The following is a 17,903-nucleotide window of genomic DNA, read 5'->3' as shown; positions in this document are numbered from 1 at the left end:
GTCAGGCGCCGGTATCCGGCCTGAGGCCGGCCGCCTCGATCCCGGCCACCGCGCAGATCTCGTCGTTGTCCGAGGTGTCGCCGGAGATGCCGACCGCGCCGAGGAGACGTCCCTCGCCGGAGCGGATCAGCACGCCCCCCGGCACCGGCACGAGGGCGTCGGGACCGGCGAGGTGGGTGACGGCGGCGACGAAGTAGGGCTGCTGCTCCGCCCGCGCGTGGATCGCCCTCGAGCCGAGGCCCAGCGCCAGGGCGCCGTTGGCCTTGCCGCTCGCGATCTCGGCCCGGCGCAGGGACGTGCCGTCCTCGACCGCGACCGCCTTGAGCGCGCCGCGGGCATCGTAGACGACGACGGCCAAGGGCTTGAGGTTGCGGTTCCGCGCCTCCCGCAGGGCGGTGTCGACGACGGTGCGGGCGGCCTCGAGGGTCAGGTCGATCATCGGATTCCAGCGCGGACGCCGCTCCCGGCGGCTTACTCATCCTTACGGACCGGGGACCGCCGGGTCCACCGACGCGAAGCGCTGCGGCGTTCGATCCGCTGGGCGCGGCCGGCGCGCCGCCTAGTTTCGGCGTGGCCCGCGCGGGAGGCCCCGGCGCGCCGAGCGAGGAGCGCCCATGGAATCGGCCGAACGCCCCTACGTGATCTGTCACATGACCTCGTCGGTCGACGGCCGGATCAAGGTGCGACGCTGGAAGACGCTGGACGCCGACAGCCATTACGAGCGCGTCCACGGCGAGTTGAAGGGCGATGCCTGGATGTGCGGGCGCGTCACCATGCAGGGCTACGCCGACAGCGCCGATCCGCTGCCGGAGCCGGTCGCGGACGACGGCGTGCCGGTCCCGCGGGAGGACCACGTCGCCCGCCGCGACGCGCCCGGCTACGCCGTGGCCCTCGACGCGCGGGGTCGCCTGGATTGGGGCGCGCGCGACGCGATCGAGGGGGACCACGTCGTGGTGGTGCTCACCGAGTCCGTGCCGGATTCGCACCTGCGCGCGCTGCGGGCGGGCGGCCAGTCCTACCTGTTCGCGGGCGACCGGGCGGTCGACTTCCCCCTGGCGGCCGCGAAGCTGCGCGCCCTGTTCGGGATCGAGCGGCTCCTCGTCGAGGGCGGCGGCCACATCAACGGGTCGATGCTGAAGGCCGGGCTCATCGACGAGCTGAGCCTGCTCCTCGTGCCCGCGGTCGATGGCCTGAGCGGGACGCCGGCGGTGTTCGACATCGGCGGCGAGGAGGCGGACACGATGGGCAGCCGCCGCAAGCTCGACCTGACGGCCTGCGAGCGCCTGTCCGACGGCGTCGTGTGGCTCCGCTACCGGATCACGCCGGTCGAGCCGCCGGCAGGCGAATGATGCTCGCCAGGAACGCGTCGTAGCCGGCCGCGACCGCCTCCGGCCGCTCGAAATGCGGGAAGGCGCCGGTCGGCAGGGTGTCGACGCGCCAGTTGGGCCGGTCGGCGACCCGGGGCACCAGCCGGTAGTCGACGAAGTCGCCGCGCTCCCCGTGCACCATCCAGACCGGGAGGCGCAGGCGCTCGTAGAGGCGCGTCGCGTCGGTGGGAAACAGGTGGCCGGCGATGAAGCAGAAGGGCGCGTGCTCGGCGCCGGGCTGGTGGGCCGACGCGTAATCGTAGGCCAGCAGCCCCTCGTTGATGTCGGACGAGCCGAAGGTCTTCGCCAGGAAGAACCGCATGCTCGGCCGCGTCACCAGGGCATCGAAGAGCGGCCGCCCCAGGGGAGGGCGGTCGAGGACGCGGCGCAGCCAGTCGCGGCCGCGATGGCCGTCCGGCGGCCCGTCCCCGGAGAGCCGGGCGTCGAACCCCGTCGGGCTGATCAGCGCGAGGCTGCGATAGGCGTCGGACCGCTCCAGGCTCGCCCGCGCCAGGAACGAGCACGAGAGCGACAGGGCCAGGGCGTCGATCGCCCAGCCGCCGTGGCGGCTCCGGATCTCGTCGACCGCCGCGTGGATCGCCTCCACCATCAGGCGCGGCGTGTAGCGCCGGCGCGAGCGCTCCGAGAAGCCGAAACCCGGGAGATCCAGGGCGTAGACCGGCCGCGTGCCGCGGTAGCGCAGGTACAGCGGCCGGACCTCGTAGGCGTTGGCTGCCGCGTTGATCGAGTGGATCAGCAGGAGCGGGACGCCCTCGGCCTCCGCGGACCAGTACAGCGAGAGCGCGCCGGCGCGCCGGGTCCGGAGCCGCTCGTGCCGGCCCGGCAGCGCGGGCGGCAGAGGCATGCGCCGGTTCACCGCGAGCGCGCTCCAGCCGACCAGGGCCGCCGCCGAGCCGACGAGCGTCAGGGCCGCCGCGGTCGCGGTACGACCCGCGCGATGGCGGGACACGGAACTCATCGGGACACCTCGACGTCCATCCCGCGGCGGCGGGCCGTGCGCGACAACGCCGGGAACGTGGGGAAGTGCCCGGACGGTCGCTACGAGGCGTGGCCGGCGAGACTGCCGGCATTCACCGCCGGGGCGCGGCTTGCCGGCCGCGCCGGCGCCTCGCCCCGGCCCGCGGCCTCGCGCAGGAAGTCCACCGTGGGCTGATCGTTGAGCCAGCCCTGGACGCGCTGCGAGATCAGGAGCTTCCGCTCGCGCCGGTCGTAGTTCGCGTAGGAGGCGGCGACGAACTCGGCCCGGCTCATCGTGCGCGCGGGGCCGGACCGGCGCGTCTCCGCCTTGAAGAACAGGGCGCTGCCGGGCACGCCGTAATGCTGGGCGATCTCCGGATAGACCGGCCAGCTGCCCTGGCCGCCGAGATCGTCGGGGAGGAACGCGTCGAGGTCGCATTCCTCGAAGGGCACGCCGGCACGGGTCAGCAGACCCCGGGCGAGGTCGGCCACGACGTAGAGCTTCGTGTGGTTGATCGAGTGCATGAAGCAGCCCCGGCGCGCCCAGCGCGTGAGGTGCGTGTCGAGATCGTACCCGGCCTGGACGCCGAGCCCGCGCAGGTACGCGACCGACTCGTCCCAGAGGTTGAAGTATCCCAGGCGCTCGAAGACCGGTTCGGAGAACAGCCGCAGCGCCTGCGCCTGCGAGAAGCCCGACAGGTAGGCGAACAGCGTGATCGCCGAGTGCGAGTGCCCCATCGGCCCCGAGATCAGGCCGTTGAGGGTGACGGAATCCTGCACGCCGACGTGGACCAAGTCGGGATGGTAGGCGCTGAACACGATGGTCGGGATCAGGCGGACCTTCGGATGCGTCCGCAGGGTGTCGATCGTGCCGCCGCCCTTGAACTTGGGCAGGTAGATGCTGGTGAAAACGTGGTCGTACCCGTCCGCATGCGCCATCAGGTCGGCGAGCCGCGGGAACCGGCGTGAGGCCGTGAACGCCGAGACGAAATCGACCTGCGCGTGCGGCAGCAGGTAGCGCATCGTCTTGGCGATGGATCCGGCCTGACAGACGCCGATCACGAGGATGCGCGGCGAGCCTGTCCGCTTCTTCCCGAACTGCGCGAGCCGGTGCCGCGCGCGCCAGAGGCTATCGACGGTCAACATCCGGCCTCTCTCGCATGTCCGCGGGCCGCGGGCAAACACCGCACCCATGCGCATCCCGCAGGGCGGGACCGCCGGTCCGGCCCCCCCGCGACAGGCGTGCCCTCTGAGCCAGCGTCGGGGCGGGTCGGGAGACCCGCGTAGTCGAGCGGACGCCGTGGCAGCCCCCGCCACCTGTGGATCGCCCGCACTTTCAGTGTCGCGGTCCGAGAGTCACGAATACCCGATACGCGCCTCTGTCTTTCTCTAGCGGAGCGAAGCAACGCATCGATCGACCCGAGCTTATTTTCGAATTCGTCACCAAATCGGGTGCGGGGAATCGGAACCGTGCGAGGATTCAACTTACGCATCGTTGACAGACTCAAGTCCTTGCCCACAAATCCGATTCAACGAGGCATGAAGCTCGCGGATGGGGCGCTCGCGGTCATGAGGACCGGCGGGCCCTCGATGACCGAGGTGGTCCCTCTCTCGTCGTTACCCCGCGTAAGCGGCCGCTCCGGCAGGCGCGGCGTACTCCGATGGCCCGGCCCGCACGGCCGGCCTCGGGCAGAGCTGACTTCACGGCGCTGCCGCAGAACGCTCGGGGTCGCGGCGCTCCGCATCGCCATGACCGTCGTCAATGCCCGCGCCACGTGGCCGTCGGCGGCCGGTAGACGCCGGAGCGACGACGCTGCGCGGATCGGAGGCCGGGTTCCGCGTCGGAGGAAAAGCTGGAGACTGCGCGATGGATTACGTACCTCCGATGGCCGCGATCACGGCTGGCGCCCAGAAGGCGCTCCCCGCCGAGGCGGCCGCGCTCGCGCCGGCGCACGACGTGAAGCCCGTCGCGGCGCCGGATCCGCGGTCGATCTACACGCTCACGCCGGAGGCGGCCGGCGCCGTCTTCGCCCTGGTCGAGAACCGCATCCAGGTGATCGACGCTGCGCTCGACGTGACCGACCGGCGAGGCACGCAGGTCGCCGCCGCGGCGATGGCGGCGGCCACGGCGACGACGCCGGTCGTGTCGCCGGAGACGACGAAGACGATCGCCGCGGCCAATCGCAACTGGAGCGAGGATGTCCGGCTGGATCACAGCCCGTCCCGGCTCGTCGGGACCGACACGGTCGTGGCGTACGACAGCCCGCGGGTGACGGCGGCCTGGAGCGTGGCCTTCCCGGAACTGGCCGGCAGGAAGCTCCGAGCCGCGCACTTGCCGGGTCCGAGCCTCCGCTCCGTCGTGCACGAGGCCGAGGCACGCCTGGACGACACCGGGAGCGACATCTACCTCCTCTGCAACAGCGCGCATTTCGAGACGATCCGCCAAGCCCATCCGCGGACGCACATCAACTGGATCAACGTCGACAACGACGAGATCGTCGTGGTCTGGCAGAAGCCGTCCGAGGAGGGCTAGGGCCGCGCTCGCCACCGGTCCCGGTCCGCGGAGCCCGGACCGACGGGTGCCCTGTGCGGTCGCCCGATCAGAGCGTCGGCAGGATCGCGCGCAGGTGGGCGGCGAAGGCGCGAGTCAGCGGCGCCGCATGCGCGGCGTCCAGGCGGATCGTCAGGCCGATCCGCGGCAGCGCGGGCAGGCTGCTGCCGCGGGTCAGGATGCGCAAGTCGGGCGGGACCGCGGCGCGGGTGAGCACCGCCACAGCCTGGGCAGAGCGCGCCACCGCCAGCAGCCCGGACAGGCTGCCGCTCGCGTAGGCGATCCGGTACGCGCGCCCGGCCTGGTCGAGGGCGGCCCGGGCCGCCCGGTGGTCCAGGGTGTCGGGGTCGCCGAGCGCGAGCGGCAGCGGGTCGGGCCAAGGCGCCGCGGCGCCGCGCGGCGCGACCCAGACGAGGTCCTCGCGCCGCAGGATCTCCCGCCCGGCCGTCAGGGGGACGGAGACGAGCGCCAGATCGAGCCCGCCGCGGCCCAGGCGATCCTCCAGACGGGGCGTCGCGGCACAGACCACCTCGATCGCGGCGTCGGGGTGAAGGCGCGCGAAGCCGCGCAACAGGGCTGGAAGGAAGGCCTGCGCGTAATCGTCCGGGCAGCCGAACCGCAAGGTGCCGTTGAGGCGCCCGCCGGACAGCTCGGCCACCGCGTCGTCGTGCGAGGCGAGGATCCGGCGCGCGTGGACGAGGAGGCGCTCGCCCTGGACGGTGAGCACCACACCGCGCCCGGTCCGCCGCAGCAGCGGCTGCGCGACCAGATCCTCCAGCCGCTTCATCTGCATGCTCAGGGCGGCCTGACTGCGCCCGACCCGCTCCGCGGCCCGGCTCAGCGCACCCGTCTCCGCCACCGTGGCGAAGCTGCGCAGGAGGTCGATGTCGAGGCTCTGGGCCATCAGGATCGCTGAACCCTGGGTTCAGAACTATAAGCTTCTCTGGGGTCTTCGGTCGTCCTAGCATGGGCCGGCCTGCCACGGGACCCGGATCGATGACGACGCGGAACGACGACCCCGATTTCTGGACGCGCGCCCGCCGGCACCTGGTGCGCTACGGCGGCACCTTCGCGCCGGTGATCATCGAGCGGGCCGAGGGGAGCTTCGTCTACGACGCGGACGGCCGGGAGATCCTGGACTTCACCTCCGGCCAGATGAGCGCGATCCTGGGGCACGGGCATCCCGAGATCGCCGCCGTCGTCTCGGACCACGTCGGCCGCCTGGATCACCTGTTCAGCGGCATGCTGAGCCGGCCGGTGGTGGACCTCGCGACGGAGCTGGCCGGCCTCGCCCCCGGCGGGCTGGAGCGGACGCTTCTCCTGACCACCGGCGCCGAGGCCAACGAGGCCGCCCTGCGCATGGCCAAGCTCGCCACCGGCGGCTGGGAGATCGTGAGCTTCGCGCAGTCCTGGCACGGCATGACGGCGGGCGCCGCCTCGGCGACCTACAGCGCCGGCCGCAAGGGCTACGGCCCGGCCCCCGTCGGCTCCTTCGCGATTCCCGCACCGAACGCCTACCGCCCCACCTTCGCGCGGGACGGGGCCGCCGACTGGCAGACCGAGCTCGACTACGCCTTCGCGCTGGTGGATCGGCAGTCGACCGGCAACCTCGCGGCCTTCCTGGCCGAGCCGATCCTCAGTTCCGGCGGCATCCTCGAACTTCCGCCCGGCTACCTCGCGGCCCTCAAGCGCAAGTGCACCGAGCGGGGCATGCTGCTGATCCTCGACGAGGCCCAGACGGGTATCGGCCGCACCGGCCTGATGTTCGCCTGCGAGCGCGACGGGGTGGTGCCCGACATCCTGACCCTGTCGAAGACCCTAGGCGCCGGCCTGCCGCTCGCGGCGGTCCTGACCACGCCGGAGATCGAGGATCTCTGTCACGCCCGCGGCTTCCTGTTCTACACGACGCACGTCTCCGACCCGCTTCCCGCCGCGGTGGGGCTCAAGGTGCTGGAGATCGTCCGGCGCGACGGCCTGGTCGGCCGGGCCGAGGCGGCCGGCGCGCGGCTCGCGGCGCGGCTGCGGGCGCTGCAGCAGCGCTTCGCCTGCATCGGCGACGTGCGCGGGCGCGGGCTCCTTCAGGGCATGGAGATCGTGGCCGACCGGGACACGAAGGTGCCGGCGCCGGAGCTGGGCGACGCGATCACGCGGCGCTGCCTCGAACTCGGGCTGAGCATGAACATCGTGCAGCTGCCCGGCATGGGCGGCGTGTTCCGCATCGCCCCGCCGCTGACCGCCACCGACGCGGAGATCGACCTCGGCGTCGACATCCTCGAGCGGGCGATCGAAGGTGCGGTCTGAGGCGGCCGCCGCGCCGGTCGCCCGCGCCGGCCGGCCCGCGCGCTCGGCCGAGTCGCGCGGGCCGCCGCGTCACGCCGCCTCGATCTCGGTGCTGACCGTCAACCACTCCTCCTCGGCGGCGGCGAGCGCAGTCGCGGCGTCCGACCGCATCTTGGCGATCTCGCCGGCCTTGGCGGCGTTTTCCCGGAACGCGGACCCGTCCTCCAGGGCCGCGTCGATCTTCTGGATCGCCGCGGTCAGCTTGGCCATCCGCGCCTCGATGGCCTCCAGCCGCTTGCGCAGGGGCGCCAGGGCCGCGCGGCGCTCGACGCCGGCGCGGCGCGCCTCGGCCTTCTGGCCGCCGGACGGCTCGGCCTCGCGCTCTGCCTCGCGTTCGGGCCCCGACAGGACGAAGCGCCGGTAATCGTCCATGTCCCCGTCGAAGGTCTTCACCGTGCCGTCCGCGACCAGCCAGAGCCGGTCGGCGCAGGCCTCGACCAGGAACCGGTCGTGCGAGACGAGGATGACGGCGCCCTCGTAGTCGTTGATCGCCTCCACGAGGGCCTGCCGGCTCTCGATGTCGAGGTGGTTGGTCGGCTCGTCGAGAATCAGGAGGTGCGGGCCGTGGAAGGCCGCGAGCCCCATCAGCAGCCGCGCCTTCTCGCCGCCCGACAGCTTCTCGACCGGCGTGTCGGCCTTGTTGGCGCCGAAGCCGAGCCGCGCCGTGGCGCTGCGCACCTTCGCCTCCGGCACGTCGGGCATCAGGGTCCGGACATGCGCGTAGGCGCTCTCGGCGGGGCGCAGCTCGTCGAGCTGGTGCTGGGCGAAGTAGGCGACCTCCATCTTGGAGGAGCGCTTCACCTCGCCGGCGACCGGCCCGAGCCGGCCGCCGATCAGCTTGCAGAAGGTCGACTTGCCGTTGCCGTTGGCGCCCAGCAGCGCGACCCGGTCGTCTGGCGCGAGGCTTAGGTCGAGGCCGGTGAGGACGATCCGGTCGCCGTAGCCGGCCTTGACCCGCTCCATGGCGACGATCGGCGGCGACAGCGGCTTCTCGGGGCTCGGCAGGTGAATCACCGGCACGTCGTCCTCGAGCAGAGCCGCGATCGGCTCCATCTTGGCGAGCCGCTTCATCCGCGACTGGGCCTGCCGCGCCTTGGTGGCCTTGGCCTTGAAGCGGTCGATGAAGCTCTGCAGATGCGCGCGCTCGGCATCCTGCTTGGCCTTCGCCTTGGCCTGGAGAACGCGCTTCTCCGAGAGCTGCTTGGCGAAGCTGGTGTAGCCGCCGCGGTAGATCGTCAGCTTGCCGCGGTCGAGGTGCAGGATGTGGTCGACGCTTGTGTCGAGCAGGTCGCGGTCGTGGCTGATGATGATCGCGGTGCGCGGGTAGCGCTCCAGGTAATCGTACAGCCAGAGCGTGCCCTCGATGTCGAGGTAGTTGGTCGGCTCGTCGAGGAGCAGCAGGTCCGGCTCCGAGAACAGCACGGCGGCGAGCGCCACGCGCATCCGCCAGCCGCCGGAGAAGTCCGAGCAGGGTCGCGCCTGGGCGGCCGCGTCGAAGCCCAGCCCGTGCAGGATCGCGGCGGCCCGGGCCGGCGCCGAGTGGGCGCCGATATCCACGAGCCGCGTCTCGATCTCGGCCCGGCGCAGCCCGTCCGCGTGCTCGGCCTCCGCCATCAGGCGGGCGCGCTCCGTGTCGGCGGCCAGCACGACGGCGTGCAGCGTCTCCGGTCCGGCCGGCGCCTCCTGGGCGACGGCGCCGATCCGCATGCCCTTGGGCAGCGCCACCGACTTCGCGTCGACCGGGAGGTCGCCGAGAATGGCCTTGAACAGGGTGGTCTTGCCGGCCCCGTTGCGCCCGACGAGCCCGACCCGGGCGCCTTCCGGGATCGTGAAGCTCGCGGAATCGAGAATCAGACGGTCGCCGATGCGATAGGTGAGGTCGTTGACGCGCAGCATGCCGGCGTTCTGGCGGTCCGGACGCCGCGAGGCAAGGGCGGCCTCCGCGCCGACCGGTCCCCCCCCCCGCGTTGATCCAGCCCCTCCTGCACGACGGCCATGAGAAGTAGCGAACACCAGCTTCGGCAGTCGGAATTTTAACGGAATGCCGTCAAATCTCCCCTGAGTGCTGTGCATATAGCCGGCGATATTATGGTGTCCGGTCCTATAGCGTCCGCACACCGGTGGGTGAAGCGCCCGGGCGGGGGGCGCGCCGCAGGGGGGAGATCTTGGGCCAGACCCTGATCCTGACCGACGACGTCGAGCGCGGCGAGCGGCTCGCGCGCAATCTCGGCGGCGGCACGTCCGTGGTGCTGCACGACCTCTACGGCGACGCCGTCCCGCCGCGGGGCGCGTCGCTGATCATCAGCGACGTCAGCGCGCTGACCTCCGAATCCGTACGGCGGCTGCGCCAAGCGCTGTCCACCGCGCGCGGGCCCGACATCCCGTTCCTCGCCCTGATCCACGGCAATCTCGGTCGCGGCGAGATCCAGGCCACCGCCCTCGGCGCGACCCGCGCGATGCCGGCCTCCGCGGCGAGCGCCATGCTGCTGAACGCGGTCGCGGCGCTGACCAACGCCGCGCCGAGCCCGCCGCGGACCGGCAACTGGCGGCAGAACGTCAACGACGCCCGCTCGGCCTTCGTCAGCCTGTTCCGCGCCGATCAGGTCCCGCCGGCCGCGATGGTCGAGAACGGTGCCGACTTGGTGAACCAAGCGATCCGCGAGGCCAAGGTGCGCGACTGGCTCAAGGTCGTCGCGAGTTTCGACGACGTCACGCATCGCCACTGCCTGAGCGTCGCCGGCATCGCCGCCGAGTTCGCCCGCGTCCTGGGGCTCAACGAGGCCGATTCCCGATACCTCGTCAAAGGCGCGCTGCTGCACGACATCGGCAAGGCCAAGATCCCGCTCGCGATCCTGAACAAGCCCGCGCCGCTGACGCCGGCGGAGCGCGTCGAGATGGATCGTCACCCGGCGCTGGGACACGAGATGCTGCTCACGGGCGATTACGACGCGCTGACCCTGTCGGTGGTCCGCTCGCACCACGAGTATCTCGACGGGTCGGGCTATCCGGACGGATTGCGCGGGGCGCAGATCCCGGACCTCGTCCGGCTGATCACCATCTGCGACATCTTCGCGGCGCTGATCGAGGCGCGCCCCTACAAGGCGCCGAAAGCCCCGGGCGACGCCTACGCCATCCTCGGGTCCATGAAGGCGAAGCTGGACGCGGATCTGGTCCGCGCCTTCGGCGCCGTCGCGGTCGCCTGCGAGACGCCCCGCCGCGCCTCGGCCTGAGACCGCGGCCAACCGGCGGACCGTCGCTCAGACGAGTTCCCAGGCCCCGCCGTCCCGCATCAGGGCGGCGACGAGGGCGTGGTTGAGCTCGTGGCCCGTGTGGAAGGCGCAGATCCGGCCCTCGATCGGGTGGCCGGCCAGCGCCAGGTCGCCGACGAGGTCGAGGACGCGATGGCGGACCGGCTCGCCGGGGACCCGCATGCCGCCGAGCACGTGCCCCCGTACGAGGAGCGCCGCCGAGCGGGGCGAGACGCCCTGCAGGAAGTCGTTGCGCGTCATGTAGCCGTAGGCGCGGCCCGCCATGGCGCGCATGTAGCGGCCGAAGCTGCGCGCCGGCGCGATCTCGCGCTCGAACGTGTCCGATGTGATCGCACCCGACCAGTCGATCGATCCGAAATGCGCCAGCGCGACGTGGCCGGTGATATGCAGGCCCCGGCCCGGCTCGATCTGGAGGCGGCGCCGCCCGTTCTCGACCGCCACCGTGCGCAGCAGCCGCATCACCCGGCAGGGCAGGCCCTGCTCGCGCCGACCGGCGGCCCGGATCGCCTCGCACCAGGGCGTCGCGCTCCCGTCGAAGATCGGCAACTCGTCCGCGTCGATCTCGGCCAGCACGTTGTCGATCCGCAGCGCGCTGAGCGAGGCCATGAGATGCTCGATCGTGCGCACCAGGACGCCGTCGCGCCGCAGCGCCGTGGAGAGCGGCTGCGATTCGCGGTAGTGCCAGTGGGCGGGAACGTCGACGGCCCGACCGTCCTTCAGGTGGCGGCGAAAGACGATGCCGTGGCCGGCCGGTGCGGGGCTGACGCGGACCGTGGCGTGACGCCCAGAATGGAGGCTGCGGCCCGACCGCTCGAAGGGGAACGCGAGCGTCGCCTGCTGGCGGGGACCGGCGGAGGATGTCGAGCGCGGGAAGGGAACGTCTTGATGCATCGGGACTGCCCGCCTCGGCGGGCCAGGAATTTAGCCCTCATACCTGATCCACGCTAATAAACTCCTGTTCATCGGCGCGCGGCTTGACCGCCCCGCCCGCGACCGTCACGATTGGCGCTGCCCGATCGATCCAGCACCGCCCCGGCGGGGCGCGGCTTCACTGTGCGGGCTGCTCCCGTCCCCAGATCTGCTGGCCGGCCCCCGTCAGGGCAGGGACGGAGGCCGGAGTTGAGGGAACACGATCGATGGCGCGGTTGGGGACAATACCTTTCTTCAAGGATCCCGGCATCGAGCTCAGCCCCTACGAGCCCCGCTGCCACTGGCGCCGCTTCGACGAGAACGAGGTCCTCGTCGACTTCGACGACATCTCCACCGACGTGTACTTCATCGCTTCCGGCGAGGTCCGCATCCTGAACCGGACCCAGTCCGGCAAGGAGGTCATCCTGGGTGAGATGCGCGGCGGGGCCTTCTTCGGCGAGCTCGCCGCCATCGACGGGATCGGCCGCTCGGCCAACGTCACGGCGCTGACGCGCGGCGAGGTCTGCGTGGTCCCGGCCCCGGTCTTCCGGCAGATCGTGTTCGCCTCCGAGGCGATCGCCGACCGGCTGTTCCGGCTCCTGGCCAAGCGCGTGCGCGAGCTGAACACGCGGCTCATGGAGCACGCCCTGCTCGACCTCAAGCACCGGCTCTACGCCGAGCTGCTGCGCCTGTCCGTGCCCCGAACCGGCACGGCGGGCGAGCGAGTCGTCTCGCCGCCGCCCTACCACCACGTCCTCGCCGCGCGGATCGGTTGCCGCCGCGAGCAGGTGACCCGGGAATTCACCGCGATGGCGGCGGAGGGTTTGGTCGACCGCACGCGCGGCGCCCTGGTCCTGCGCCGGCCGGACCTCCTCGAAGCGCGCGTGGCCGAGGCGCTGCGCGAGGATTCCTGATCCGTTGTCCGACAGGCCGGCGCCGCGCCTGCGGCTCGAGGAGCTGACCAAGCGCTTCGGCACCCATCGCGCGGTGGACGCCGTGTCCCTCGACCTCGAGGCGGGGGAGTTCTTCTGCCTGCTCGGCCCGTCGGGCTGCGGCAAGAGCACCCTCCTGCGCATGATCGCGGGCTTCGAGAGCCCGACCTCGGGGCGGATCCTGCTGGGCGAGCAGGATCTCACCGCGCTGCCGCCCCATCGGCGGCCGGTGAACATGATGTTCCAGTCCTACGCCCTGTTCCCGCACATGAGCGTGGCCGGCAATATCGGCTACGGCCTGAAGGGCCTGGGCCGCGCGGCCCTGGCCGAGCGGGTGTCGGAGCTGCTCAAGCTCGTGCGCCTGGACGGGTTCGGCGAGCGTCGCCCGGAGACCCTCTCGGGCGGCCAGCGGCAGCGGGTCGCCCTGGCCCGGGCGCTCGCCCGGGAGCCGAAGCTGCTGCTGCTCGACGAGCCGCTCGGCGCGCTCGACCGCGGCCTGCGCGAGGAGACGCAGGGTGAGCTGCGCGCCGTGCAGCGCCGCCTCGGCACCGCGTTCGTCGTCGTCACGCACGATCCCGAGGAGGCGATGATGCTCGCCGACCGGATCGGCGTCATGGAGGCGGGCCGCCTGATCCAGGTCGGGCCGCCGGCCGACCTCTACCGCCGCCCGGCGAGCCGCTTCGTGGCCGGCCTGCTCGGCGACGTGAACCTCATCCCCGGCCGGCTCGGGCCGGCGGCGGGCCCCGACGCGATCCGCACGGTCGAGACCGCGCACGGCCCGGTCCGGGGCTTCGCGGAGGCCGCGCTCGCGGAGGGCGCCGCCGTCGTGGTGGCGGTGCGGCCCGAGGACGTGGCATTGGGCGCGGAGGGGCTGCCGGTGGTCGTCACCGACGCCGTGTTCCTGGGCGACCGGGTTCGCCGAACGCTGCGCCTGCCGGACGGCGCCACCCTGCGGGCGAGCGGGCGGCCCGCGGAGGCCGGCGCGGCGCCGGGCTCGGACGCGCGCGCCGGTTTCGCGGCCGACGTCGCGGTGATCCTTCCGGCATGAGGACCGGTGTGCCGGACGAGGACCCCGCGGCGGGGCAACCGGGGGTCGGGTCCGCGCGCGGCCGGACCCGCGGCCGGCTGTTCGACCGGCTGGTCCGCCTCCCGCCCTTCCTGTGGCTGGCGGCGTTCTTCCTGCTGCCCTTCGCCATCACGCTCAAGATCAGCCTGTCGGAACCCGCCACCGCGATCCCGCCCTACCTGCCGCTCCTCGACTGGCGCGGCGGGCTCGACGGCTGGTCGGCCTTCCTCGAAGCCCTGAACTTCGACAATTACCTGACGCTCGCCGCCGATCCCCTCTACCGCGACGCCGCCCTCGGCTCCCTGACCTACGCGGGCGTGGCCAGCCTGATCCTCGTCGGGCTGGGGACGCCTCTGGCCTACGCCCTGGCGCGGGCGCCGTCCCGCTGGCAGCCGCTCCTCGTGGCGCTGGTGATCGTGCCGTTCTGGACGAGCTTCCTGATCCGGGTCTACGCCTGGATCGCGATCCTCAAGCCCGAGGGGCTGCTCAATCTCGCGCTGCGCCGCCTCGGCCTGATCGACGCGCCGCTGACCATCCTCAACACCGACGCGGCGGTGATCGTCGGCCTCGTCTACGCCTACCTGCCCTTCATGGTGCTGCCGCTCTACGCGGTGATGAACCGCCTCGATCCGACCCTGCGCGAGGCCGCGGCGGATCTCGGCTCTTCGCCGAGCCGGGTGTTCTGGACCGTGACCGTGCCGCTCAGCCTGCCGGGGATCGCGGCCGGCGCGGGGCTCTGCTTCATCCCGATGGTCGGCGAGTTCGTGATCCCCGACCTGCTCGGCGGGTCTGAGACGCTGATGCTCGGTCGGGTGCTCTGGACCGAGTTCTTCTCGAACCGCGACTGGCCGCTGGCATCGGCGGTCGCCGTGCTGATCCTCGCCATCGTCATCGGACCGGTGGTGCTGTTCCGGGACAGCCTGCGCGCGGGCGAGGGCGAGGCGCCGTGACCTGGGTGACCCGCACCGCCCTGGCGGCCGGCCTGGGTTTCCTCTACGGGCCGATCGCGGTGCTGATCGTGTACTCGTTCAACGCCTCGCCGATGGTGACGGTCTGGGGCGGGTTCTCGACCCGCTGGTACGGCGCCCTGCTCGCCGACGCGCCGCTCCTGTCCGCCGCCTGGGTCTCCCTGAAGGTCGCGGTCCTCGCGAGCCTGCTCGCCACGATCCTCGGCACGCTGGCCGCCCTCGCCCTGGAGCGGCAGGGCCGCTTCCGCGGGCGCGCCCTGTTCACCGGTCTCGTCTTCGGGCCGATCGTGATGCCGGAGGTGATGATCGGCCTGTCGCTCCTGCTGATGTTCATCGGGATCGGGCTGGACCGCGGCCTCGCGACGATTGTCATCGCCCACACGACCTTCTGCACCGGGTTCGTGGCGGTGGTGGTCGGCGCGCGCCTGCGCGGCCTCGACCGGTCCCTCGAGGAGGCCGCGGCCGATCTCGGCGCGGCGCCGGGGCGCGTGCTCATGACCGTGACGCTGCCGCTGCTGGCGCCCGCCCTGGCGGCCGGCGCGCTCCTCGCCTTCACCCTGTCGCTCGACGACCTGGTGATCGCGAGCTTCGTCTCCGGCCCGGGCTCGACCACCCTGCCGATGCGGCTCTACAGCCAGGTCCGGCTCGGCGTGAATCCGGAGATCAACGCGGCCTCGACCCTGCTCGTCGGTCTGGTGAGCGTCGCGGTGCTGCTGGCCTCCTGGCTCACCGGTCGCCGGCGACAGGGCTGAGCGGCGTCACTCCGCGGCCTGCGCCGCCGTCGCGCCCGCGCGCACCGCCTGCGCCACGACGAACGTCACGATGACGTTCACCACCAGCGCCACGATGCCGACATTGACGTCTTGGAGCGGCCCCAGGACCGGCAGCTTCGCCAGGCTGAACCCGGAGAGGACGGTCGCCGCCACCGTCGCCACGCCCGCGACGATCCCGGCGATCGCGGCGCGGCGGTCGAGGGGGTTGCGGCGCATCAGGCTGGTGATGAAGCACGGGAAGAGCTGCGTCACGAAGTTGTAGCCCATGAGCAGGAGCTGCACGATCGTGTCGCCGCCCGACAGGGTGAAGCCGACGCAGACCAGCGCCAGCACCGGCACGAGGATCTTGCACAGCCGCGCGGTGGCGGCGTCGTCCATGCCGGGACGCAGCGGCCGGACGAGGTTGTTCGCCACCAGCGTGACGCCGGCGATCAGGATCATCGAGCCCGGCACGAGGGCGGTGAGCACGCCCGTGGCGCCGATCAGCCCGATGACCCACGGCGGGAAGGTGGCGAGGGAGAGCTTGAACAGCGACAGGTCGACGTCGGGACCCGTGAGGCCCGGCACCTGCATCACGGCGGTGAAGCCGATCACGAACACGAACAGGTTGATCAGCTGATAGATCGGCAGGATCACCGCGTTGCGCCGGAACGCGCCCGGCTCGCGCGCCGTGTAGAGCGACGCGAAGGTGTGCGGCCACATGTAGCCGCCGAGCGCGGTGAGCAGGACCGTGGTGGTGAACCACGTCGGGCTCTGGCCGCGGTCGGGCAGGGCCAGGAAGCCGGGCTTGGCGGCCTCGATCGCCGTGAACAGGCCCTCGTAGCCGCCGTAGTAGTGCACCGGAAGGTAGATCCCGAGGAACACCACCACGAACAGGATGCTGGTGTCCTTGATCACCGCCGTCCAGGCGGAGCCGTGCACGCCCGACACGACCACGTAGGCGGTCAGCGCGGCCGCGCCGATCCAGACCGCGGTGGTCGACGAGATCGCGCCGTAGGACGCCGTCGAGACGATGATCCCGAGGCCCTTGAACTGCAGCACGAGGTAGGGGACGAGGGCGACGATCCCCACGAGCGCCACCAGCATGCCGAGCGCGCGGCTGCCGTACTTGCGCGCGAAGAAGTCGGGCTGCGTGTAGAGGTTGTGCTGCTTGGCGTAGCGCCAGACCGGGGGCAGCAGCCAGTACGAGGTGACGTAGGCGAGCGTCAGGTAGCAGAGGATGTAGTAGGCGGGGCCGCCCTTCCCGTAGGCGATGCCCGAGCCGCCGAGGAACGTGAAGGTCGTGTAGATCTCCCCGGCCATCAGCAGGAAGACCAGGGCGGTGCCGAAGCCGCGGCCGCCGACGGTCCACTGCTCCAGCCCCATCTCGCGGCCCAGCCGCGCGTAGAGGCCGAGGGCGATCGCCAGCGCGAAGCCGGCGGCCACGATGACGAGCGCGACGCTCATCGGGGATCCTCCGGCGCGCGGTTCTGAGGGTCGGTCAGGTAGATCAGCCCCATCACGGCCGAGGTTCCGATCACGCAGAACACCAGCCAGGCGAGGAGCAGCGGCAAGCCGAACACGAAGGGCTCGACCCGGTTCAGGAAGAACGGGCCGACCAGGATGCCGAGGAAGGGCAGGGCGGCCAGCCACCGCAGATTTCGCATGCCTGATACCGTTCAGAAGGCCCCGATATCGCGGGGTGAATCAGTCACGAACCGCTGTCAACGCTGCGAACGCCCGACGGCGCTCATCCCGATCACGTCTGCGTGCTGTGCGCGCGCGCACGCGGCCGCGCTCCCGGCGCGCATATCCTCGTGAGGCGTCGCGCCGTCCGACACGGCGGACGCCGAGGGACTTCACGATGACCCGTTCTCTGACCATCGCGGCGCTGGCCGCGCTCCTCGCCGTTCCGGCAGCCCAGGCGGAAGCCCGCGCGCGACACGCGACCGCCAAGGCGCAGCCGAGCGCCGCGATCAAGTCGCGCCAGAACGTCATGAACGATTTCAACGCGCGGATGAGCCGCCTCGACGCGCTCATGGGCGTCCCGAGCACGTCGTCGGTTCGCGCACGCTCGGCCGAGGCTGGACGCTAGGAAGGCCGAAGGAAGCTCCACGAGCCGGTCGTGCCGGCCGGCTCGTCGGCTCAGCGGCCCAGGCCGCCCGCCTCCTCGACGAAGCGCGCCACCGCGTCCGCGCCCGTCCCCTCGCGCAGGGACGCGAAGACGTAGGGCCGGGTGCCGCGCATCCGCTGCGTGTCGGATTCCATCACCGAGAGGTCGGCACCGACGAGCGGCGCGAGGTCGGTCTTGTTGACGATCAGCAGATCGGACCGGGTGATGCCCGGACCGCCCTTGCGGGGGATCTTCTCGCCCCCGGCCACGTCGATGACGTAGAGCGTGATGTCGGCGAGTTCCGGCGAGAACGTCGCCGCGAGGTTGTCGCCGCCGGACTCGATCAGCACGAGGTCGAGCTTCGGGAAGCGCCGGCTCATCTCGGCCACGGCGGCGAGATTGATCGAGGCATCCTCGCGGATCGCGGTGTGCGGACACCCGCCGGTCTCGACGCCGAGGATGCGCTCCTCCGGCAGGGCGCCCGCGACGGTCAGGATCCGGGCGTCCTCCTTCGTGTAGATGTCGTTGGTGATGGCGCAGATCTCGTAGCGGTCGCGGAAGCGCTTGCAGAGCTGCTCCATCAGGGCGGTCTTGCCGGAACCGACAGGTCCGCCGATGCCGACGCGGAGGGGGCCGTTCGAGGAGGTCATGCTGGGGG

The 17,903-nt window shown here is 72.0% G+C and carries 18 protein-coding genes; 9 read left to right on the top strand and 9 right to left on the bottom strand.

The window, feature by feature from the left end; translation table 11 throughout:
- Nucleotide 1: 1 nt before the first annotated feature.
- The gene (locus J3A75_RS19910) at nucleotides 2–439 is read right to left on the bottom strand and encodes a GlcG/HbpS family heme-binding protein (protein WP_012319837.1); all 438 of its coding nucleotides are present in this window, start codon (nucleotides 437–439) and stop codon (nucleotides 2–4) included.
- Between the two features lie 175 nt (nucleotides 440–614).
- Here J3A75_RS19910 and J3A75_RS19905 point away from each other — a divergent pair, with 175 nt between their 5' ends.
- Entirely contained in the window at nucleotides 615–1,349 is a 735-nt protein-coding gene (locus tag J3A75_RS19905; protein WP_012319836.1) for a dihydrofolate reductase family protein, read from the top strand.
- Here the strand turns inward: J3A75_RS19905 and J3A75_RS19900 are convergent.
- Complete coding sequence (locus tag J3A75_RS19900) at nucleotides 1,318–2,346, bottom strand: alpha/beta fold hydrolase (RefSeq protein ID WP_043073946.1); 1,029 nt, start codon at nucleotides 2,344–2,346, stop codon at nucleotides 1,318–1,320. The two genes, J3A75_RS19905 and J3A75_RS19900, sit on opposite strands and share 32 nt — an antisense overlap.
- An 80-nt stretch (nucleotides 2,347–2,426) precedes the next feature.
- Nucleotides 2,427–3,491, bottom strand: coding sequence for a WcbI family polysaccharide biosynthesis putative acetyltransferase (locus J3A75_RS19895; protein ID WP_012319834.1), 1,065 nt, complete (start codon nucleotides 3,489–3,491; stop codon nucleotides 2,427–2,429).
- 721 nt (nucleotides 3,492–4,212) lie between these two features.
- On the opposite strand from J3A75_RS19895, the gene J3A75_RS19890 reads away from it, so the two are divergent.
- The gene (locus tag J3A75_RS19890; RefSeq protein ID WP_043073944.1) at nucleotides 4,213–4,878 is read left to right on the top strand and encodes a hypothetical protein; all 666 of its coding nucleotides are present in this window, start codon (nucleotides 4,213–4,215) and stop codon (nucleotides 4,876–4,878) included.
- 67 nt (nucleotides 4,879–4,945) lie between these two features.
- On the opposite strand, the gene J3A75_RS19885 is transcribed toward J3A75_RS19890, so the two are convergent.
- A complete protein-coding gene (locus tag J3A75_RS19885) occupies nucleotides 4,946–5,800 on the bottom strand; it encodes a LysR substrate-binding domain-containing protein (protein ID WP_070999766.1) in 855 nt (284 codons plus the stop codon).
- Between the two features lie 92 nt (nucleotides 5,801–5,892).
- Between J3A75_RS19885 and J3A75_RS19880 the strand changes: the two genes are divergently transcribed.
- Nucleotides 5,893–7,197, top strand: coding sequence for an aspartate aminotransferase family protein (locus J3A75_RS19880; protein WP_012319831.1), 1,305 nt, complete (start codon nucleotides 5,893–5,895; stop codon nucleotides 7,195–7,197).
- 69 nt (nucleotides 7,198–7,266) lie between these two features.
- Here the strand turns inward: J3A75_RS19880 and J3A75_RS19875 are convergent, their stop codons facing one another.
- The gene (locus tag J3A75_RS19875) at nucleotides 7,267–9,132 is read right to left on the bottom strand and encodes an ABC-F family ATP-binding cassette domain-containing protein (RefSeq protein WP_059409185.1); all 1,866 of its coding nucleotides are present in this window, start codon (nucleotides 9,130–9,132) and stop codon (nucleotides 7,267–7,269) included.
- Nucleotides 9,133–9,401: 269 nt separating this feature from the next.
- Here J3A75_RS19875 and J3A75_RS19870 point away from each other — a divergent pair, with 269 nt between their 5' ends.
- On the top strand, nucleotides 9,402–10,466 hold the full coding sequence (locus J3A75_RS19870) for an HD-GYP domain-containing protein (protein WP_053620940.1): 1,065 nt from the start codon (nucleotides 9,402–9,404) through the stop codon (nucleotides 10,464–10,466).
- Nucleotides 10,467–10,493: 27 nt separating this feature from the next.
- On the opposite strand, the gene J3A75_RS19865 is transcribed toward J3A75_RS19870, so the two are convergent.
- Nucleotides 10,494–11,396, bottom strand: coding sequence for a UDP-3-O-acyl N-acetylglycosamine deacetylase (locus J3A75_RS19865; protein ID WP_070999764.1), 903 nt, complete (start codon nucleotides 11,394–11,396; stop codon nucleotides 10,494–10,496).
- A 245-nt stretch (nucleotides 11,397–11,641) separates the two neighbouring features.
- On the opposite strand from J3A75_RS19865, the gene J3A75_RS19860 reads away from it, so the two are divergent.
- The 4 genes from J3A75_RS19860 to J3A75_RS19845 are packed head-to-tail and all read left to right on the top strand — an operon-like array spanning nucleotide 11,642 to nucleotide 15,132.
- Complete coding sequence (locus tag J3A75_RS19860; RefSeq protein WP_012319827.1) at nucleotides 11,642–12,328, top strand: Crp/Fnr family transcriptional regulator; 687 nt, start codon at nucleotides 11,642–11,644, stop codon at nucleotides 12,326–12,328.
- A 4-nt stretch (nucleotides 12,329–12,332) separates the two neighbouring features.
- Complete coding sequence (locus J3A75_RS19855) at nucleotides 12,333–13,394, top strand: ABC transporter ATP-binding protein (RefSeq protein WP_179240028.1); 1,062 nt, start codon at nucleotides 12,333–12,335, stop codon at nucleotides 13,392–13,394.
- On the top strand, nucleotides 13,391–14,362 hold the full coding sequence (locus J3A75_RS19850) for an ABC transporter permease (protein WP_059409182.1): 972 nt from the start codon (nucleotides 13,391–13,393) through the stop codon (nucleotides 14,360–14,362). The genes J3A75_RS19855 and J3A75_RS19850 overlap by 4 nt, the downstream gene beginning before the upstream one ends.
- Nucleotides 14,359–15,132, top strand: coding sequence for an ABC transporter permease (locus J3A75_RS19845; RefSeq protein WP_029357495.1), 774 nt, complete (start codon nucleotides 14,359–14,361; stop codon nucleotides 15,130–15,132). The genes J3A75_RS19850 and J3A75_RS19845 overlap by 4 nt, the downstream gene beginning before the upstream one ends.
- A 6-nt stretch (nucleotides 15,133–15,138) precedes the next feature.
- Here the strand turns inward: J3A75_RS19845 and J3A75_RS19840 are convergent, their stop codons facing one another.
- The gene (locus tag J3A75_RS19840; protein ID WP_070999761.1) at nucleotides 15,139–16,599 is read right to left on the bottom strand and encodes a sodium:solute symporter; all 1,461 of its coding nucleotides are present in this window, start codon (nucleotides 16,597–16,599) and stop codon (nucleotides 15,139–15,141) included.
- The gene (locus J3A75_RS19835) at nucleotides 16,596–16,799 is read right to left on the bottom strand and encodes a DUF3311 domain-containing protein (protein ID WP_012319822.1); all 204 of its coding nucleotides are present in this window, start codon (nucleotides 16,797–16,799) and stop codon (nucleotides 16,596–16,598) included. The genes J3A75_RS19840 and J3A75_RS19835 overlap by 4 nt, the downstream gene beginning before the upstream one ends.
- A 197-nt stretch (nucleotides 16,800–16,996) precedes the next feature.
- Between J3A75_RS19835 and J3A75_RS19830 the strand changes: the two genes are divergently transcribed.
- The gene (locus tag J3A75_RS19830; protein ID WP_070999759.1) at nucleotides 16,997–17,227 is read left to right on the top strand and encodes a hypothetical protein; all 231 of its coding nucleotides are present in this window, start codon (nucleotides 16,997–16,999) and stop codon (nucleotides 17,225–17,227) included.
- 50 nt (nucleotides 17,228–17,277) lie between these two features.
- Here the strand turns inward: J3A75_RS19830 and ureG are convergent, their stop codons facing one another.
- A complete protein-coding gene (gene ureG, locus J3A75_RS19825; RefSeq protein ID WP_070999757.1) occupies nucleotides 17,278–17,895 on the bottom strand; it encodes an urease accessory protein UreG in 618 nt (205 codons plus the stop codon).
- Nucleotides 17,896–17,903 lie beyond the last annotated feature (8 nt).

This window comes from Methylobacterium sp. PvP105 (assembly GCF_017876975.1).
GTDB classification, from domain to species: Bacteria; Pseudomonadota; Alphaproteobacteria; order Rhizobiales; family Beijerinckiaceae; genus Methylobacterium; species Methylobacterium radiotolerans.
The sequence above is the reverse complement of the archived record's forward strand: the minus strand, read 5'-3'. Positions and strand labels throughout refer to the sequence as shown.

What these genes read in the sequence shown, in the direction of transcription:
- J3A75_RS19910 (WP_012319837.1), bottom strand. Translation starts at nt 439, where the DNA reads ATGATCGACCTGACCCTCGAGGCCGCCCGCACCGTCGTCGACACCGCC.
- J3A75_RS19905 (WP_012319836.1), top strand. Translation starts at nt 615, where the DNA reads ATGGAATCGGCCGAACGCCCCTACGTGATCTGTCACATGACCTCGTCG.
- J3A75_RS19900 (WP_043073946.1), bottom strand. Translation starts at nt 2,346, where the DNA reads ATGAGTTCCGTGTCCCGCCATCGCGCGGGTCGTACCGCGACCGCGGCG.
- J3A75_RS19895 (WP_012319834.1), bottom strand. Translation starts at nt 3,491, where the DNA reads ATGTTGACCGTCGATAGCCTCTGGCGCGCGCGGCACCGGCTCGCGCAG.
- J3A75_RS19890 (WP_043073944.1), top strand. Translation starts at nt 4,213, where the DNA reads ATGGATTACGTACCTCCGATGGCCGCGATCACGGCTGGCGCCCAGAAG.
- J3A75_RS19885 (WP_070999766.1), bottom strand. Translation starts at nt 5,800, where the DNA reads ATGGCCCAGAGCCTCGACATCGACCTCCTGCGCAGCTTCGCCACGGTG.
- J3A75_RS19880 (WP_012319831.1), top strand. Translation starts at nt 5,893, where the DNA reads ATGACGACGCGGAACGACGACCCCGATTTCTGGACGCGCGCCCGCCGG.
- J3A75_RS19875 (WP_059409185.1), bottom strand. Translation starts at nt 9,132, where the DNA reads ATGCTGCGCGTCAACGACCTCACCTATCGCATCGGCGACCGTCTGATT.
- J3A75_RS19865 (WP_070999764.1), bottom strand. Translation starts at nt 11,396, where the DNA reads ATGCATCAAGACGTTCCCTTCCCGCGCTCGACATCCTCCGCCGGTCCC.
- J3A75_RS19860 (WP_012319827.1), top strand. Translation starts at nt 11,642, where the DNA reads ATGGCGCGGTTGGGGACAATACCTTTCTTCAAGGATCCCGGCATCGAG.
- J3A75_RS19850 (WP_059409182.1), top strand. Translation starts at nt 13,391, where the DNA reads ATGAGGACCGGTGTGCCGGACGAGGACCCCGCGGCGGGGCAACCGGGG.
- J3A75_RS19840 (WP_070999761.1), bottom strand. Translation starts at nt 16,599, where the DNA reads ATGAGCGTCGCGCTCGTCATCGTGGCCGCCGGCTTCGCGCTGGCGATC.
- J3A75_RS19835 (WP_012319822.1), bottom strand. Translation starts at nt 16,799, where the DNA reads ATGCGAAATCTGCGGTGGCTGGCCGCCCTGCCCTTCCTCGGCATCCTG.
- J3A75_RS19830 (WP_070999759.1), top strand. Translation starts at nt 16,997, where the DNA reads ATGACCCGTTCTCTGACCATCGCGGCGCTGGCCGCGCTCCTCGCCGTT.
- ureG (WP_070999757.1), bottom strand. Translation starts at nt 17,895, where the DNA reads ATGACCTCCTCGAACGGCCCCCTCCGCGTCGGCATCGGCGGACCTGTC.